This window comes from Trinickia terrae (genome assembly GCF_005144415.1).
GTDB classification, from domain to species: Bacteria; Pseudomonadota; Gammaproteobacteria; order Burkholderiales; family Burkholderiaceae; genus Trinickia_A; species Trinickia_A terrae.
In genome coordinates this window covers 263,562-279,842 of record NZ_SWJE01000001.1, presented here as the reverse complement: position 1 = coordinate 279,842, position 16,281 = coordinate 263,562, and the positions used below count along the sequence as shown (strand labels likewise).

Here is a 16,281-nt window from a genome sequence, read left to right as displayed (position 1 = left end):
ACTGATGCGCTTGCTTTGTTTCGACGCAGCGCAACCCCGTGCCGCGTGCTAACGGGACGCGCGGCGAGCGGTGACGCTTGCCCTAGACCGCTATCGCTGACAGAACTGAGTGCTAACGGGCCAAGGCCGTCCGCCGAGGACACGCCTTTGGTTACTTTGGGCAAGACCAAAGTGACCCCGGTCCCGGGGAGGGACGGACCATACGGACCGCCGCGAATTCAAGTTTTACGAAAGCCTCAAACTCGCGCTCCTTAGCATCTCAAACCTCCGCCCCCCATTGCCGAATGAGATTGGCCCCAAACAACTGCGACAGCGCCGACTGATTCTTCAGCGCGTTCTCCAGATTGCGGTGCGCGATGCGCGCATGCTCGCGCATCAGCGCCTCGGCGCGCGCGCCTTCGCGGCGCTCGATCGCATCGAGCACCGCGCGATGCTGAGCCTGCGCGACGACGAGCACTTGATACGCGTCGGGCGCGACAGCCTGCACCTTGACGAACCCGCTAGGCGACGCGAACGGCAGCGCCATCGCTTTCGCAAGCTGACGCTCGACGACGCTGCTGTTGCACGCCGACGCCAGCAAGCGATGAAACCGCTCGTTGAGCTCGACGTATTGCGAAAACTTGGCTTCGGTCATCGGCGGATCTTCGAGCAACGCATCGATATCCGCCACGCAATCGCGCAGCGACGCCATCAGCGCGGGATCGACGCCCCGCTCCGCCGCGAGCCTCGCGGCCAGCCCTTCGAGCGTGCCGCGCACTTCGATCGCATCGTAGAGCTCGGCGCCGCTGAACGAGCGCACCGCGTAGCCGCCCGACGGCACGGCTTCGAGCAGTCCCTCGTCCTGCAAGCGCATCAACGCCGCGCGCACTGGCGTGCGCGACATGCCGAGACGGTCCACCGCCCACAGCTCGGTAATGCGCGCGCCGGGCGCGAGTTCGCCCGCGAGAATCAGCTCGCGCAGGCCGAGCTGCGCCTTGACTGTTTGCGACGATGCCCCCGATGCAGCGGCATCGCCAGGCATCGTGTCGTGTTGCTCCATCTGATCCCTCGATTCGATCGTTTCAAGCCGCGTACGTGCTTCCCTCGCGCCTCGATCGACGCCAACGGTCACAGATCCAGCACCAGGACCGGGGACTTCGAGCGCGAGCAGCACGGCAGGAACTGATCGTTCGCGGCCTTCTCTTCATCCGTCAAGTAGACGTCGCGATGATCGGGCTCGCCCGACAGCACGCGAGTGAGACACGTGCCGCAGACACCCTGCTCGCACGACGTCGGCAAATCGACGCCCGCGGCGGCGAGTGCGGCAGCCACCGTCACGTCCGGCGCGACTTCGATCAAGCGGCCGCTCGTCGACAGCTTGACCTGGAACGCGCCATCGTTGCCGCCTTCCTGCGGCCCAGCCGCGAAGAACTCGCGATGCACGCGCGCATCGTCCCAGCCTGCCGCTTTCGCGGCCCCCATCACCGCGGCGATGAACCCGGCCGGGCCGCATACGTAGAGATGCGTGTCGAGCGCGCGCGATGCGAAGAGCGCGGCGAGATCGAGACGAGCCTCGCCGTCGCGAGCGTCGTCGAAGTATAGATGAACGCGACCGGCGAAACTGGCCTCGCCAAGCCGCTCGCGAAACGCCGTGCGCGCGGCGTTTCGCGTGCAGTAGTGCATCTCGAACGATGCGCCGTTCGCGGCGAGCGCCTCGGCCATCGCGAGAATCGGCGTCACGCCGATGCCGCCCGCGAGCAGCAGCGAATGCCCTGCGCGTTCGTTCAACGGGAAATGATTCTTCGGCTCGCCGATCTCGAGCAAGCCGCCCTCTTCGAGCGCATGCATCGCCACCGATCCGCCGCGCGAATTCGCGTCGCGCAGCACCGCGATCAGATAGCGATGCGTTTCGCTCGGCGAGTTGCACAGCGAATACTGACGGACGATGCCGCCGCCAACGCGGACGTCGACATGCGCACCCGCTGTGAACGGGGGTAACGCGCGGCCGTCGGCACTGACAAGCTCGAATGCGCAGATATCGGTTGCGGCCTGGAATTTACGGGCGATTCTGACTTGCATGCTCGCCCCCTCTCATGACGCAACAGCAGCAACGGCGGCGGCAGCCTGCCGCTCTTCGGCGATCAGCCGTTCGAGAATCCGGCGCGACTGCACGCCGCCCGCATCGATGTTGAGCTTCAGCAGATTGCGCTCGGGATGGGCGAGCAGATTGCGCTGCTGCGCTTCGAGCATCTCGAGATCCTCGCCGAAAATCTTGCCCTGGCCCTCGCGGATCTTCTCGGTGAGCGCCGTGTCTTCGGGCTTGAAGTTGCGCGCCATGCCCCAGAAATACCAGATCGAGGTTTCCGTTTCGGGCGTGATGAAGTCGACGACGATGCTCGACGCCTTGTGCTCCGGCGCCGCGTGGTAGCCGCCCTTGCCCGCATGCGCGACGCCCACTTCGATCATCACGTGGCTCGGCGGCGCGAAGCGGCAGATTTGCCAGCGGTCGCAGGCAACGTCATCGGCGAGGCCGTTGCCGCGCAGCGCCGCGGCCCAGAACGGCGGCGGCATGATGTTCTCCATGAAGCGGCTCGTGACGACGCTCTCGCCTTCGGCCTTGGTCTGCGGCGGCGCTTCTTCGATCTCGGCCTGGCCGATGCTCGACGCGTGCACATAGGTCTCGTGCGTGAGATCCATCAGGTTGTCGATCATCAGCCGGTAGTCGCAGTGGATGTGATAGAGGCCGCCGCCGTGCGCCCATTCGGGGTTATCGGCCCACTCCAGGTGATGGATCTTCGCGGGATCGGCGAGCGCCGGGTCGCCGGGCCAGACCCAGATGAAGCCGTAGCGCTCGACCGCGGGGTAACGGCGGATCGACGGAAAGCCGCCGACGCGCTGGCCCGGCATCGATGCGCATTTGCCTTCCGCGCCCATCACGAGGCCGTGGTAGCCGCACACGAGCTGGCCGTCGCGCATGAAACCGAGCGACAGCGGCGCGCCGCGATGAGGACAGAAATCTTCGAGCGCGGCGACAGCGCCATCGGGACCGCGGAACAACACCATCTTCTCGTTGCAGATGCGGCGGCCAAGCGGCTTGCCTTCGATCTCGTCTGGCGTGCAGGCGACGTACCAGGTGTTCTTCAGGAACATACCCCCTCCAATGTATACAATTTCAATCAAAACTCAAACACTGAGATGCACCGCACCGCTGGCTGATTGCCAGAAATCGCCTTAATACTGGGGATTTTTCGTGGATGCACACTTTCGCCGTGGAATGCCGAGCGATGTGGCTTGATTTTATTGTATACAACGATCTCGAACTGAACACTGCTTTAGCGGCGAATCAGGGTAAACAAGTATGCGCATTCGCCGCCCGAAAAAGCCGTTTGCTCAACCCGCGCCGCCGCGCTTCTTGATCCGGTAAGCGAACTGCGCGCGCGTCAGGCCGACGAGCCGCGCCGCCGCCGAAACGTTGCCGCGTGCGCGTGCGAGCGCATCGGCCAAAACCTGCTCTTCGAGAGCGTCGATCGACATCGGCGCCGCGCCCGCAGCAGGTGCGGCGTCCCGCCGCTCCGCCACCGGCACGCTTGCCGAAGCCGCCTGCCCGAACGGCTCGATCTTCAGCGCGCCGTCGCTGACCGAATACAATTCGGCCGCCGGCAGCGGCTCGTGCCGGAACAGATGCGGAAGATCGATCGGCTGCCCGTCGTCGACCGCGATCACGCCGCGCTCCATCATGTTGCGCAGCTCGCGGATGTTGCCGGGGAACGTGTAATTCAGGAGCGTCCGGCGCGCCCGCTGCGTGATGCCCGGCGTCGAGCGGCCGTGCTCGCGGCAGAATTGCTGGAGGAAGCTTTCGATCAGGAGCGCGATGTCGTCACGCCGCTCGCGCAGCGGCGGAATCACGATCGGGAACACGTTGAGCCGGAAAAACAGGTCCTCGCGGAAACGTCCGCGCCTCACTTCCTCGCGCAAGTCGACGTTGGTCGCGGCGATCACGCGGACGTCGACGGAAAGCGTCTGTCCCCCGCCCACCCGCTCGATCTCGCGCTCCTGCAGCGCGCGCAGCAGCTTGCCTTGCGCGGGATACGGCAGGCTGCCGATCTCGTCGAGAAACAGCGTGCCGCCCGAGGCGCGCTCGAAGCGCCCCGCGCGCGTTTGCTGCGCGCCCGTGAACGCGCCGCGCTCGACGCCGAACAGCTCGGCTTCGATGAGCGTATCGGGCAGCGCCGCGCAGTTCACCGCGACGAAGGCGCGCCCCGCGCGCCGGCTCTGGCGATGCAGCGTCGCCGCGAACAGCTCCTTGCCGACGCCGGATTCGCCGGTGAGCAGCACGGCCGTGTCGGTCGGGGCCACGCGCCTCAGCGCATCGCAGGACGCGGCGAACGCGGCGGAACGGCCGACGAGGCCGGGATGTCCTGCCGGATGGGCGGAGCTTTGCGCGTCTGCGGTCTTGTCGAGAGCCGCTGCTTGCCGCCGCGCCGTCTGTGCGATGCCATCCCCCGCCGCTTGCGCCGGCAGATCCAGGTAGCGCAAGTCGTCCGCCACATCGTCCCAGCGCGCCGCGTTGCGGCCGATGACGCGGCACACCGCACTGCCCATCGCGCGGCACTCGATCTCCCGGAACACCACCAGCGTCCCCGTCAGGCCCGTGACGTAGCCCATCGCGTAGCCGAGCTCCATCCAGCACGCGGGCTCGGTGCCGATGCCATACGCCGCGATGTGCTCGTCGGCCTCGGACGAGTGATGCCAGTGGAACTCGCCGTCGTAGCGGCCCGTTGCGGCATCGAAGGAAAAGTGCACGGGCTCGACCTTGACGACGCCCTCGAGCGCATGCAGACGCGTACCCGCCGCGAGAATCGACGCACCGTCGGCCGCAGGCCAGCGCTGCCTGACCAACTCGGCGTCGCGCGCGCCCGACGCGTATCCCGCGCGCGTCAGAAGCCGTCGCGCACGCTCGACGCCGACGCAATCGATCAGCTCGCGCCGCAACGTGCCGAACGCGGCGCTATGCAGCAGCAGCATGCGCTGGTCGTTGAGCCAGATACGCCCATCGCCGGGCGAGAAGAACAGGCACTCGGCCAGATCGGCGAGCGTCGGCGCCGCGCCGGTGTCGAACTCCGCGCTGTCGCCCCTCTGCAGCAACGCACCCGACAAGCGCGCGGCGTCGGCGAGCGAGACCCGCGATGGATCGGCACAAGGCTGAGGCGTCATGCTGTTGGCCGCACCGAGAGAAGCCTCCACGCCCTCCGGGGGCAGCGAACCAAAGTGAGCGTCGTATGGCGCGTTCATGCGGTCTCCTTCAAGCGGGGCGGCCGTCGCGCGGTCGCCGCCGAATCGTTATTTGATGAAATGATCAAATTCAATATTAATTATTTGATATAACTTTTATCAAATCCGCAAGCTGCGGCTCACCCGGAGAAGCCGCTGCAAAGCAGCATCCGCATGCATGCGGCGCGCGCCCGAAAGCCGCCATACTCACGGCCGGCCGGCGCCGCGCGCATCGTGGCGCGGCACAGCAATCGGGTCCGGCCGCGCGGATGGCATACCCCTTGCGTTATCAGGCGCCGTGCGGGCAACGATGCGCCGCATTGACATCGACATCAAAGACGGAGACACACGACATGGCAGACAGTCAGCCGGGACCGCTCATCGATCACAGCCGCTGGGCCGGCCGCCTTTTCGGCGGCGCCGATGGTATTTGGTATACCGCATCCGAAATACGGGATGTCATCGAGCCGGCCACCGGCGAGCGGCTCGCCCAGGTCGGCCTGGCGCGCGCGGCGGACGTCGCGCGCGCCGCCAAGGCCGCGGCCGCCGCGCAACCTGCCTGGGCCGCGCTCGCCCCGCGCGAACGCGCGGCCATCCTGCGCCGCGCCGCTGCCGCGTTCGAGCGCGACCTGGAGCAGACCGCGCGCTATATCGCGCGCGAAACCGGCGGCATCCTTGCCAAGGCCCAGCTCGAAGTCGCCGAAGCGGCCACGCAATTGCACATCGCCGCAGGCCTGCCGCTGCAGCCGCACGGGCTCGTGCTGCCGACGGCCGCCGGAAAGCACAGCTACGCACGGCGCGTGCCGCATGGCGTCGTCGGCGTGATCTCGCCGTTCAACTTCCCGCTGATCCTCTCGATGCGCTCGGTCGCGCCCGCGCTCGCGATGGGCAACGCCGTCGTGCTCAAGCCCGACCCGCAGACGCCCATCAGCGGCGGCTTCGTGATCGCGCGGGCTTTCGAGGAGGCCGGCTTGCCGCCGGGCGTGCTGCAAGTGCTGCCGGGCGACGCCGACGCGGGCGCGGCGGTCGTGGAAGCGCCCGAAGTCCGCATGATCGCGTTCACGGGTTCGACGGCCGCCGGCCGCAAGGTCGGCGAGCTGGCGGGGCGTCTCCTCAAGAAGGTGTCGCTCGAGCTCGGCGGCAAGAACACGCTGATCGTGCTCGACGACGCCGATCTCGACATCGCCGCCAGCAACGCGGCGTTCGGCGCGTTCTTCCATCAGGGGCAGATCTGCATGGCGACCGGCCGCATCGTCGCGCATCGCAAGATCGTCGACGAACTGACGAAGCGTCTCGTCGAGAAGGCCAACCACCTGCCCGTGGGCGACCCCGCGAGCGGCACGGTCGCGCTCGGCCCGATGATCAACGCGCGGCAGTTGCAGAACTGCGACGCGATCGTGCGCGCGTCGGTGGAAGCCGGCGCCGTGCTCGAAGCCGGCGGCACGCACGAGCGCCTGTTCTACAAGCCGACCGTGCTGTCGAACGTGCAGCCTGGCATGCGCGCGTTCGACGAAGAGATCTTCGGCCCCGTTGCCGTCATCACGCCGTTCGATAGCGACGACGAAGCCGTGGCGCTCGCGAACCGCACCGAATATGGCCTCTCTTGCGCGGTGATCGGCGCGTCGGCGCAGCGCGCGAGCGCCATCGGCGAGCGGCTCAAATGCGGTCTCCTGCACATCAACGGGCAAACCGTCGCCGACGAGTGCGTGAACCCGTTCGGCGGGCGGGGCGATTCCGGCAACGGCGGCAGCATGGGCGGCCCCGCGGACGTCGACGAATATACGCAATGGCAATGGGTGACCGTGCGGGAAGCGGCAGAGCGCACGCCGTTTTGACTGGAGACGAGAAATGAAGATCAAGGCCGCTGTAGTCCGCGAGAAAGGCGGGCCGCTGTCGATTGAAATGCTGGAACTCGAAGCGCCGCGTGACGACGAGATCCTCGTGCGGGTCGTGGCGACGGGCGTGTGCCATACCGACGTCGTCGTGCGCGACGGGCTGTTGCCGACGCCGCATCCGGTGGTGCTTGGGCACGAGGGAGCGGGCATCGTCGAGCGCATCGGGCGCAACGTGACCAAGGTCGCGCCGGGGGATTCGGTCGTCATGACCTACGATTCCTGCGGCAGTTGCCCTGCTTGCGCGGCTCATGCGCAAAGCTATTGCCACGCGTTTTTTCCGCGCAATTTCTTTGCGGCACGCACCGACGGCAGTAGCGCGCTCTCGAAGAATGGCGAGCGGATTCATGCGAACTTCTTCGGGCAATCGTCGTTTGCGACGCATGCGATCTGCCATGAGCGCAACGTGGTCAAAGTGCCCAAGGAGGCGCCGCTCGAATTGCTCGGGCCGCTCGCGTGCGGCGTGCAGACCGGCGCAGGGGCCGTGATGAATGCGCTGCGGGTGCCCGCGGGGGCTTCATTCGCCGTGTTCGGCGCGGGGTCGGTCGGGTTGTCGGCCGTCATGGCGGCACGTGTCGTTGGAGCCACTACCATCGTTGCCATCGATTTGCATGACGAGCGGCTCGATTTCGCGCGCAGCGTTGGCGCTACGCATACGTTCAATCCCTCTCGCGACGACGTGGTGGCTTCGCTGATCGGGTTGACCGGGTATGGGATCGACTACGCGCTCGATACCACTGGAGCATCCAAGGTCATTCGCCAAGCCGCCGATAGTCTCGCGCCTCGCGGCACGTGCGGGGTGCTTGGCGCTTCCGCGCCTGGAACCGAAATCGTGCTCGATGAAGTTCATTTCATGAGCGGCGGGCGGCGGTTGATGGGAATCGTCGAAGGGGAGTCGACGCCGGAGACGTTTATTCCGACGTTGATCAAGCTTCACGCACTTGGAATGTTCCCGTTTGATCGCATGGTCAAGTTCTATGAGCTCGAGCAGATCAATGACGCTATTGCGGATTCGCTCGAAGGTAGAACGATCAAGCCGATCGTGAGGATGTGATTCTGGTTTTGCCCGCCGGACAGTTTTTGTTCGGCGGGCCTTTCTTTTTTCTGACGAACCTCTTTTTTAACGACTGCCGTGACAGGTTCATTGCGCGGTATAAAGTCCGACATCACTGCGCGGTTGTTTTCTCAAGTGTCATCAAGCGTCGAGCTTACGGGTACCGCGACGAGGAATACCTCTTCCTCAAGATTCGCGCTGCGTTCCCCCGTAATCCTCGATGAACCTTTCTATTTGGGATATCCGCATTTCCCGGTCGCCGCCTTCGATCACCTTCTCGATGCATTCAAGATAGCCGGGTTGCTCCTGGTGGCCGGCGCGACGGCCGTGCCGAAGATGAGCCAGGTCATTGACGGTCAAGCCTTAGCCTCGTCAGCTCTGGACGTTCAGTTCAGCGACCTCAATGCCAAGCAAGACCGAACTAATCGATTTCCCATGTGCGTCGATGGCGAGCGAACGCGTGACGCCTCCGCCCAGCGCATCACCGAGTACGAAATTGAACGACGCCAGTCGCGGCAGTTCGTAGCGCACCACGTCGCCGTGCACGATGTCCCCGAGCCAGGCCTTCACGCTTTCGGCGCTCAAGTGCGCGCGCAGATGTTCATAGTGACGCGGATCGTGACAGATCACCGACACGTTCAGCGTATTGCCCTTGTCGCCCGTGCGCGAATGTGCGAGGTCACGTAGCTTCATATCACGCCTCCACAAAAGTGAATGCCGGCTTTGCATCGGCACGCGGCAGCAATACCGACTGCACCGCGAGCACTTCGCGCGTCGACTTCGTGACACCACCACCGCCCGCCGGTCCGTTGGTATAGAGCGTTTCGACTTCGTTGCCGACGCGCAGTGCTTCTTCCGCCGTCGCCGTGCGGCCCGCAACGCGCACGCGCACTTCGTATGACTCGTTGCGCTCCGCGCCTGCCGTCTCGCCATAAAGCGAATCGACGCCGATCAGATCGAAACGCAGTTCACTCGCGTCCACACCCGTCAATGCAAGCCGTTCGCGTACGATATCGAGCGCGAGGCGCGCTCTCGCGACTGCGCCCGGCCCGCCATATGAAATCTGCCCTTCACCGATGAAGCCGTCGACATACGCCACCGACACCTTCAGCGTCTGCGTGCGCTCAGTGCCGCGGCCGCCTGTCACGCGCACGCGGTCGGTAGCTTCTTCCATCACCTCGACCTCCGTGAAATCGGCGACGACATCCGGTTGCAGATAACGGCTCGGATCATGAATCTCGTAGAGCAGCTGTTCCTTGCACGTTGCCGCGCTGACACGGCCGCCCGTATGCGGCACCTTCGTGATCGTTACCGAACCGTCCTCCGCCACCTCGCCGATCGGAAAACCGAGGCGCGCGAGATTCGGCACGTCCTTGTAGCCGGGGTCCGCGAAGTAGCCGCCCGTGACCTGTCCTGCGCACTCCAGCAAATGCCCGACGACGGTCGCCTGCCCCAGCGTCGTCCAATCGTCCATGCGCCAGCCGAACTCGTGAATCAGCGGCGCGGTGAACAGCGACGGATCGGCGACTCGGCCCGTGAGCACGATATCCGCGCCTGCATCGAGCGCCGCGACGATGGGCGCGGCTCCCAGGTACGCGTTCGCCGACACGATGCGCTCGCGGTAGGCGGCGACCGCGTCGCCGGACTCCTCGAAACGGAATTCGCCTTGCAGCACGAGATCGAGCACATCGTCGCCGCTCACCGCCGCGATCTTCAAACCGTTCAGGCCGAGCGCGCGCGCGATCTGTGCTGTCTTTTGCGCGGCGGCATAGGGGTTGGCAGCGCCCATGTTCGAGACAATGCGCACGCCGTTGCGCATGGCAACGGGCAGCACCGCGCGCATGCGCGCTTCAAGGAGCGGATCGTAGCCAAGCTGCGGATCTTTGCGCTTCGCTTGCTGCGCTATCGCAATGGTCCGTTCAGCGAGACATTCGAACACGAGATAGTCGAGCTTGCCGTGCTCCGCGAGTTCGACCGCGGGCTCGATACGGTCGCCCGAATAGCCCGCGCCGGCGCCGATTCTAACGAGACGCCGTGCACGACGCTCACGTGCCCCGCCTGTATTTGCTGTCATTGCCACACCACCATCGAATGAAACTCACAACGAAAAAATGCCGAGCACGACGCACGCAATCGTCATCACGATCGACGCGCCGAACAGCAGCGGAAACGTGAACTTCTGGTGCTCGGCCAGCTCGATCCCGCACAGGCCGACCACGAGAAAGGTCGCGGGCGTCAGCGGACTGACGGGAAAGCCCGTCGTCATCTGCCCGAGCAGCGCGGCCTGCCCCACGTGCACGGCCGGCACGCCGAGTTGCCCCGCCACTTCCGCGATCACGGGCAGCACGCCGAAATAGAACGAATCGGGGTCGAACAGCATGCTGAGCGGCATCGACAGCAGGCCGAGCACGACGGGGATGTGGCCCGCCATCGAGGGCGGCACGAAGCCCACGGCTGCCTGCGCCATCGCCTTCAGCATGCCGCTGCCCTGCATGATCCCGGTGAACACGCCCGCCGCGAGCAGAATGCCCGCCATCATCAGCGCGGCGCGTGCATGCGCGTCGATGCGCTTTCTCTGCATCTCGACATTCGGGTAGTTCACCATCAGCGCGATGCACAGGCCAACCATGAACATGATGGCGGGTGGAATCTTCTCGCCCATGACCACCATCGTGCCGAGCACGACCACGGTCAACACGATGTTGAACCAGAAATTTCGCGGGCGTCGCAACGCCTGTTCTTCCGGCGTCAACTCGCGCTTCGGCATCGGTATTCCGCCGTCCGTGTTCGACATGCCGAGGCGCTTTTCTTCGCGCCGCCCGAGCCAGTACGCCGCGCCGAACACGAACACGAGGCCGATCGCCTGCACCGGAATCAGCGGATTGAACAGCGCGGATACGGGCAGATGCAGCGATGCGGACGCGCGGATCATCGGCCCCGTCCACGGCAGGAAGTTGATGCCTGCCGCCAGCGACACAGCCGCTGCCAGCACGCGCTTGTCCATTTTCAGGCGCTCATAGAGCGGCAGCATCGCCGGAATCGTGACGAGAAAGCACACAGCGCCCGAGCCATCGAGATGGATCAGCAGCGCGAGCAGCGTCGTGCCCATTACGATGCGCGTCGGCCGCGTGCCGACCGCGCGAAGAATGCGGTCGATGATGGGATCGAGCGTGCCCGCGTCGGTGATCGTGCCGAAGTACAGGATCGCGAACACGAACATGCCGACCACCGGCGCGAGACTCTTCAGCCCATCGACGACGAACTTGCTGGTCTGCAAGCCGAAGCCGCCAATCAACGATGCCGCAATCGGCACGATGATGAGCGCGACGAGCGGCGACATGCGCTTCGAGAGAATGGCGCCGAGCAGAACGGCAATCGTGACGAGCCCCAGTAAAGGCAGCATGTTCGTGTCTCCAGTCTTGTCATTTAATGGTTTTCAGCGTAAGTTCGATCCAGCGATAACACAATTGAAATGATTTGATCGCAGTAATCACGAACTATTATGGATCTGAATCTTCGGGAAATCCGTGCATTCGTCACGGTGGCGGTGGCGGGTAGCTTCACGCGGGCCGCCTCGCGGCTGCATCTGTCGCAACCGGCGCTGACGGTGCAGATACGGCGGCTAGAAGAAACCGTCGGCGCGCGCCTGTTCGACCGCAACAGCCGCAGTGTGGCGCTCACGCAAACGGGCCGCGAATTGCTGCCGCTGCTGCAACGCTCGCTCGACGATATGGAGCGCGTGCTGCGCGACGCCCGCGCGCTCGGCGAGGGAACGAGCGGAACCGTGCGGCTCGCGTGTCTGCCGACCTTCGCGGCGAGCGCGCTGCCCGATCTGATCCAGGCGTTCAGAAAGCGCGTGCCGCAGGCGGCCTTTCAGATTCGCGACGTGGTCGCGAGCAGCGTGAATACGCTCGTGCGCAACGAAGAAGCCGATATCGGCCTGACGGGCGGCGATGCGTTCGACGCTTCGCTTGAAGTACTGTACGAAGGCGCAGACCGGCTGGTGGTCGTGTGCCCGAAAACGCACGCGCTCGCGCGCAAGCGGCGTGTGTCCATCAGCGACGTCGCGCGCTCGCCGCTCGTGCTCACGGCACAAGGCACGAGCGTTCGCAGCGTGGTCGATACGGCGCTCGAAGACGCCGGCTGCGTGCCGGAGATCGCCTGCGAGCCGACTTACATGATGACGGCGGTCGCGATGGTGCGCGGCGGTCTCGGCGTCACAATCCTGCCGGCGACGGCGCGCGAAGTGCTTGCTGAACCCGATCTTGTCGCCCGATCGATCGGGGGCGCAGCGTTTGTTCGCCCCATCGCGTTGATCAAAAAACGCGGAAGAACATTGCCCCCCATCACCAAGGCGTTTGTCGAGCAGTTTCTGCATTCGACTCGGTCGTCGACCATCGCGTAGGAGTCAGCGCGGAGCCATCCGCAATGCCCCGTCAAGGCGAATGACCTCGCCGTTCAATGCAACGTTGCTGACTACGTGCATGGCAAGGTCCGCGAACTCTTCCGGCTTGCCGAGGCGCTTCGGAAACGGAATCGACGCGGCCAGCGATTGCTGCACCTCTTCCGGCAGCGCGTACAGCAAAGGCGTCAAGAAAAGGCCCGGCGCGATCGTCACCACCCGCACGCCGTACTGTGCAAGGTCGCGCGCCAGGGGCAGCGTCAGCGATACCAAGCCGCCCTTCGAAGCGGCATAGGCAGCCTGCCCCACTTGTCCGTCGTATGCCGCGACCGAAGCCGTGCAGACAATCACGCCGCGCTCGTCATCTTTCAGCGGCTCCGCTCGCGTCATGCGCGCCGCCGCCAAACGAATCACGTTGAACGTGCCAAGCAGGTTCACATTGATGATGCGCGCGAAATCCTCCTGCGGCATCGCCGATCCGTCACGCCCGACCAAGCGCTTCGCGCCGCCGATGCCCGCGCAGTTCACCAGGATGCGCGCCGCGCCGTGCGCACGTTCGCCCGCGTCCAACGCCGCTTCGACGGAAGCCGCATCCGTGATGTCGCAGCGCTGTGCGAGCGCCGCGCCGTGGCCCAGTTCCTCGGCAAGCGCCTGCGCCGCGTCCTCGTTCACGTCGAGCAGCGTCACGCGCGCGCCCGCCGCCACCAACGCTCGCGCTGTCTGCGCTCCCAAACCCGATGCCGCGCCCGTGACGAGCGCCGCCTGTCCCTTTGCTTGCATGGCTTTACCCCAACAGTCAGTTCGATTGGATAGCGGCGCTCATGCCGCTTGCTCTGACGGCGCTTTGCCTAAACCCAGCAGCCGCACAGCGTTGTCCTTGAGCAGCAGTTGATGCACTTCCGGCTTGAACCCGGCCTTCTGGAAATCCTCCAGCCAGCGCTCGGGGCGAATCAACGGAAAGTCCGAGGCGAACAGCATCCGTTCCTTCAGCAACGAATTCGCGTACTGCACCAGTTGCGGCGGAAAGTACTTCGGCGACCACCCCGACAAGTCGATGTACACATTCGGCTTATGCAAGCAGATCGACAGCGCCTCGTCCTGCCAAGGCCACGACGGATGCGCGATCACGACCTTCATATCGGGAAAGTCCGCCGCAACGTCGTCGAGATGGATCGGCTCCGAATACTTGAGGCGCAGCCCGCCGCCCCCGCGCATGCCGCTGCCGATGCCCGAATGCCCGCTATGGAAGACCGCCGGCAGCCCATATTCGGCAATCACCTCGTAAAGCGGGTACGCCATGCGGTCGTTCGCGTAGAAGCCCTGTACGGTCGGGTGGAACTTGAAGCCGCGCACGCCGCACTCCTCGATCAGGCGCCGCGCCTCCCGTGCGCCCATCTTGCCTTTGTGCGGATCGATGCTCGCGAACGCGATCATGATGTCGCGGTTGTTCGCCGCGAATTCCGCGATCTCTTCGTTCGGGATGCGGCGGCGGCCCATCTGGCTTTCGGCATCGACCGTGAACATCACGAAGCCGATCTTGCGTTCGCGGTAGTACTCGATCGTCTCGGGGATCGTCGGCCGCTTCCCGCCGCGCAGCACCGTGCCGAAATACTTGTCGGCCGCGTCGTCGAATTCCTTGCCGAAGAGATCGGGCGGCTGGCAGCACGAAACCTCGGCGTGCACGTGCGTATCGATCGCAATCAGGTTGTCGATGTCCATTCATCGTCTCCTTGCTTTGCATTCCTTTACATTCATTTCAAATCGGGTTCCGCCAAAGCGATGCGCCTACCGCCGCGGCAACCAGACGGCCAGCGAACCACCACCGCGATGCAGCGCGTCGACCGTCGCCGCGCGCAGCGTGAGCACCGCGCGCTGATTGATCGAGCCCTTGTCGGTGATCTCGCCCGTCGCGAGCGATGGCGGCGGGTCGAGCAGCGCCGCGCGCGCCACGCGGTTCGCGCTGCCCGTGCCGCTCGCGTACAGCGTGTCGAGCATCGTCTGGAACGCCTCGGCGACGGATGGATGCGCATACACCTGATCCGCGCCCGCCTCCGGCAATCCGGCCAGCGTCCGGCATGCCGCCAGGTTCGGCACGATCAGAATGCCGATCTCGTCGCGGTCGTGGCCCGTGACGACCACGTCGCCCACATACGGGCTGCCGGCCGCAATCACGCGCTGCCGCAGCGGCCCGACGCTGACCCAGGTGCCGGTGCTGAGCTTGAAATCCTCCGCGACGCGCCCGTCGAACACGAAGCCGCGGTTCGGGTTCGACGGATCGAGCCAGCGCACCGCGTCGCCCGAGCGGAAGAAGCCCTCTTCGTCGAACGCGTCGGCGCTTTGCTCGGGCGCGCGCCAGTAGCCCGGCGTCACATTCGGGCCGCGATAGCGCACTTCCAGCTTGCGGCTCGCGCCGTCGCCGACCGGCACGAGCTTGAGCTCGGTGCCCGGCAGCGGCACGCCGATCTGCCCGGCCACCACCTCGGTCTCGGCCACCATCAGCGCGGAGGGCGCCGTTTCCGTCATGCCGAGGCCGGTATTCATCACGATCCGCTCGCCGCAATGCGCGACCGCGCTGGCATGGAGACGATCCCACACCGGTTGCTCGAGCGCCGCGCCCGCATAGAACTGCATCCGCAAGCGCCGGTAGAAGCTCTCGCGCAGCACGGCGTCGTCCTCGAGCGCGCGCGCAATTTCTTCCCAGCCCTTCGGCACGTTGAAATAGACAGTCGGCGAGATCTCGCGCAGGTTGGCAAGCGTCGTGGCAATGCCGTCGGCCGTCGGCTTGCCGTCGTCGATATAGAGCGAGCCGCCGTGAAAAAGCGTGAGGCCGAAGTTCTGGTTGCCGCCGAACGTGTGGTGCCACGGCAGCCAATCGAGAAACACGGGCGGCTCGTCCGCAAGGAACGGCCACGCGGCCGTTTCCATCACGAGGTTGCTTGCCCACATGCGGTTCGTGTTGATGACCGCCTTCGGCATCTTCGTCGAACCCGACGTGCAAAGGAATTTGACGACCGTGTCGCCATCCGTCGCGGCGCGCGCTGCGTCGATCGCGCTGGTCGGCTGCGTTGCGAGCAGCGCCGCCAGCGACGTGCTCGCGCGTTGCGTCGACGGCGCCTCGGCAAGCACGACTTCGACGTCCGCCGGCACCGCTTCGGCGATGGCCGCCGCAAAGCGGCTGCCGTCGTCGGCGAACACGAGGCCCGGCGTGAGCAGCGTCAGGATGTGCCGTAGCTTGCCGTAGCTCTTGTCGAGCAGCGAATACGCAGGCGATACCGGCGCATACGGCACGCCCGCGCAAAGGCAGCCGAGCGCGACGAGCGCGTGCTCGATCGAGTTGCCCGACAGGATCGCCACCGGACGCTCGGCATCGAGCCCGCGCGCGAGCAGCGCCTCGCCGATGCTGCGCGCGGCGGCGGCGGCCTGCGCATAGCTCACGCGCCGCCATTGCCCGTCGGCGCCGCGTCGCGCGATGAAGGTGCGTTCGCCCGCCGTGGCCGCGTGCTCGAACAGGCGGTCGATCACGCGCTCGGGATACGCGCCGAGCGGCGTCGCCGAGCGCACGCGCAGCGTGCCTTCGCGGGTTTCCGTCACTTCGATGGGACCGACGCCGAAATCCACGCGTCGATAAGGGTGTGCTGACATCGGTTGTCTCCGTCTATCTCTTGCTGAATACCGGTCTTGCC

The 16,281-nt window shown here is 65.5% G+C and carries 14 protein-coding genes; 3 read left to right on the top strand and 11 right to left on the bottom strand.

The genetic code is table 11. The features are described 5' to 3' along the window. Positions 1-259: 259 nt before the first annotated feature. The 4 genes from FAZ69_RS01230 to FAZ69_RS01215 all read right to left on the bottom strand — a co-directional run bounded on the left by FAZ69_RS01230 (position 260) and on the right by FAZ69_RS01215 (position 5,193). The gene (locus FAZ69_RS01230; protein WP_206171164.1) at positions 260-1,039 is read right to left on the bottom strand and encodes a GntR family transcriptional regulator; all 780 of its coding nucleotides are present in this window, start codon (positions 1,037-1,039) and stop codon (positions 260-262) included. A gap of 68 nt (positions 1,040-1,107) precedes the next feature. Then, entirely contained in the window at positions 1,108-2,058 is a 951-nt protein-coding gene (locus FAZ69_RS34300) for a PDR/VanB family oxidoreductase (protein ID WP_136892116.1), read from the bottom strand. Positions 2,059-2,070: 12 nt separating this feature from the next. Continuing rightward, positions 2,071-3,129 (bottom strand): aromatic ring-hydroxylating dioxygenase subunit alpha, encoded by a 1,059-nt coding sequence (locus FAZ69_RS01220; protein ID WP_136892115.1) that lies wholly within the window; start codon positions 3,127-3,129, stop codon positions 2,071-2,073. A gap of 240 nt (positions 3,130-3,369) precedes the next feature. After that, on the bottom strand, positions 3,370-5,193 hold the full coding sequence (locus tag FAZ69_RS01215; RefSeq protein ID WP_136892492.1) for a sigma-54-dependent Fis family transcriptional regulator: 1,824 nt from the start codon (positions 5,191-5,193) through the stop codon (positions 3,370-3,372). Between the two features lie 410 nt (positions 5,194-5,603). Here FAZ69_RS01215 and FAZ69_RS01210 point away from each other — a divergent pair, with 410 nt between their 5' ends. Both FAZ69_RS01210 and FAZ69_RS01205 read left to right on the top strand, forming a co-directional pair. After that, entirely contained in the window at positions 5,604-7,085 is a 1,482-nt protein-coding gene (locus FAZ69_RS01210) for a benzaldehyde dehydrogenase (protein ID WP_136892114.1), read from the top strand. Positions 7,086-7,098: 13 nt separating this feature from the next. After that, on the top strand, positions 7,099-8,196 hold the full coding sequence (locus FAZ69_RS01205) for an NAD(P)-dependent alcohol dehydrogenase (RefSeq protein ID WP_136892113.1): 1,098 nt from the start codon (positions 7,099-7,101) through the stop codon (positions 8,194-8,196). A gap of 186 nt (positions 8,197-8,382) precedes the next feature. On the opposite strand, the gene FAZ69_RS33135 is transcribed toward FAZ69_RS01205, so the two are convergent. From FAZ69_RS33135 to FAZ69_RS01185, 4 genes are read right to left on the bottom strand one after another with little or no spacing between them, the layout of a single operon-like run. Further along, positions 8,383-8,556, bottom strand: a complete 174-nt coding sequence (locus FAZ69_RS33135; RefSeq protein WP_169708508.1) for a hypothetical protein — start codon at positions 8,554-8,556, stop codon at positions 8,383-8,385. A 12-nt stretch (positions 8,557-8,568) separates the two neighbouring features. After that, positions 8,569-8,889: an AtuA-related protein gene (locus FAZ69_RS01195; protein ID WP_136892112.1), complete on the bottom strand. Its 321-nt coding sequence runs from the start codon at positions 8,887-8,889 to the stop codon at positions 8,569-8,571. Between the two features lies 1 nt (position 8,890). Next, positions 8,891-10,270: an acyclic terpene utilization AtuA family protein gene (locus FAZ69_RS01190; protein WP_136892111.1), complete on the bottom strand. Its 1,380-nt coding sequence runs from the start codon at positions 10,268-10,270 to the stop codon at positions 8,891-8,893. A 24-nt stretch (positions 10,271-10,294) separates the two neighbouring features. Continuing rightward, on the bottom strand, positions 10,295-11,599 hold the full coding sequence (locus FAZ69_RS01185) for a CitMHS family transporter (protein WP_136892110.1): 1,305 nt from the start codon (positions 11,597-11,599) through the stop codon (positions 10,295-10,297). 99 nt (positions 11,600-11,698) lie between these two features. On the opposite strand from FAZ69_RS01185, the gene FAZ69_RS01180 reads away from it, so the two are divergent. Continuing rightward, the gene (locus FAZ69_RS01180; protein WP_136892109.1) at positions 11,699-12,601 is read left to right on the top strand and encodes a LysR family transcriptional regulator; all 903 of its coding nucleotides are present in this window, start codon (positions 11,699-11,701) and stop codon (positions 12,599-12,601) included. Positions 12,602-12,604: 3 nt separating this feature from the next. Here the strand turns inward: FAZ69_RS01180 and FAZ69_RS01175 are convergent, their stop codons facing one another. From FAZ69_RS01175 to FAZ69_RS01165, 3 genes are all read right to left on the bottom strand, one after another. Continuing rightward, complete coding sequence (locus FAZ69_RS01175; protein ID WP_136892108.1) at positions 12,605-13,378, bottom strand: SDR family NAD(P)-dependent oxidoreductase; 774 nt, start codon at positions 13,376-13,378, stop codon at positions 12,605-12,607. Positions 13,379-13,417: 39 nt separating this feature from the next. Then, complete coding sequence (locus tag FAZ69_RS01170) at positions 13,418-14,317, bottom strand: amidohydrolase family protein (RefSeq protein ID WP_136892107.1); 900 nt, start codon at positions 14,315-14,317, stop codon at positions 13,418-13,420. 66 nt (positions 14,318-14,383) lie between these two features. Next, on the bottom strand, positions 14,384-16,240 hold the full coding sequence (locus FAZ69_RS01165; protein ID WP_136892106.1) for a feruloyl-CoA synthase: 1,857 nt from the start codon (positions 16,238-16,240) through the stop codon (positions 14,384-14,386). Between the last annotated feature and the right edge of the window lie 41 nt (positions 16,241-16,281).

Excerpts from the sequence above, each read along its gene's own strand:
- FAZ69_RS01230 (WP_206171164.1), bottom strand. The coding sequence starts at position 1,039 with ATGGAGCAACACGACACGATGCCTGGCGATGCCGCTGCATCGGGGGCA.
- FAZ69_RS34300 (WP_136892116.1), bottom strand. The coding sequence starts at position 2,058 with ATGCAAGTCAGAATCGCCCGTAAATTCCAGGCCGCAACCGATATCTGC.
- FAZ69_RS01220 (WP_136892115.1), bottom strand. The coding sequence starts at position 3,129 with ATGTTCCTGAAGAACACCTGGTACGTCGCCTGCACGCCAGACGAGATC.
- FAZ69_RS01215 (WP_136892492.1), bottom strand. The coding sequence starts at position 5,193 with ATGACGCCTCAGCCTTGTGCCGATCCATCGCGGGTCTCGCTCGCCGAC.
- FAZ69_RS01210 (WP_136892114.1), top strand. The coding sequence starts at position 5,604 with ATGGCAGACAGTCAGCCGGGACCGCTCATCGATCACAGCCGCTGGGCC.
- FAZ69_RS01205 (WP_136892113.1), top strand. The coding sequence starts at position 7,099 with ATGAAGATCAAGGCCGCTGTAGTCCGCGAGAAAGGCGGGCCGCTGTCG.
- FAZ69_RS01195 (WP_136892112.1), bottom strand. The coding sequence starts at position 8,889 with ATGAAGCTACGTGACCTCGCACATTCGCGCACGGGCGACAAGGGCAAT.
- FAZ69_RS01190 (WP_136892111.1), bottom strand. The coding sequence starts at position 10,270 with ATGACAGCAAATACAGGCGGGGCACGTGAGCGTCGTGCACGGCGTCTC.
- FAZ69_RS01185 (WP_136892110.1), bottom strand. The coding sequence starts at position 11,599 with ATGCTGCCTTTACTGGGGCTCGTCACGATTGCCGTTCTGCTCGGCGCC.
- FAZ69_RS01180 (WP_136892109.1), top strand. The coding sequence starts at position 11,699 with ATGGATCTGAATCTTCGGGAAATCCGTGCATTCGTCACGGTGGCGGTG.
- FAZ69_RS01175 (WP_136892108.1), bottom strand. The coding sequence starts at position 13,378 with ATGCAAGCAAAGGGACAGGCGGCGCTCGTCACGGGCGCGGCATCGGGT.
- FAZ69_RS01170 (WP_136892107.1), bottom strand. The coding sequence starts at position 14,317 with ATGGACATCGACAACCTGATTGCGATCGATACGCACGTGCACGCCGAG.
- FAZ69_RS01165 (WP_136892106.1), bottom strand. The coding sequence starts at position 16,240 with ATGTCAGCACACCCTTATCGACGCGTGGATTTCGGCGTCGGTCCCATC.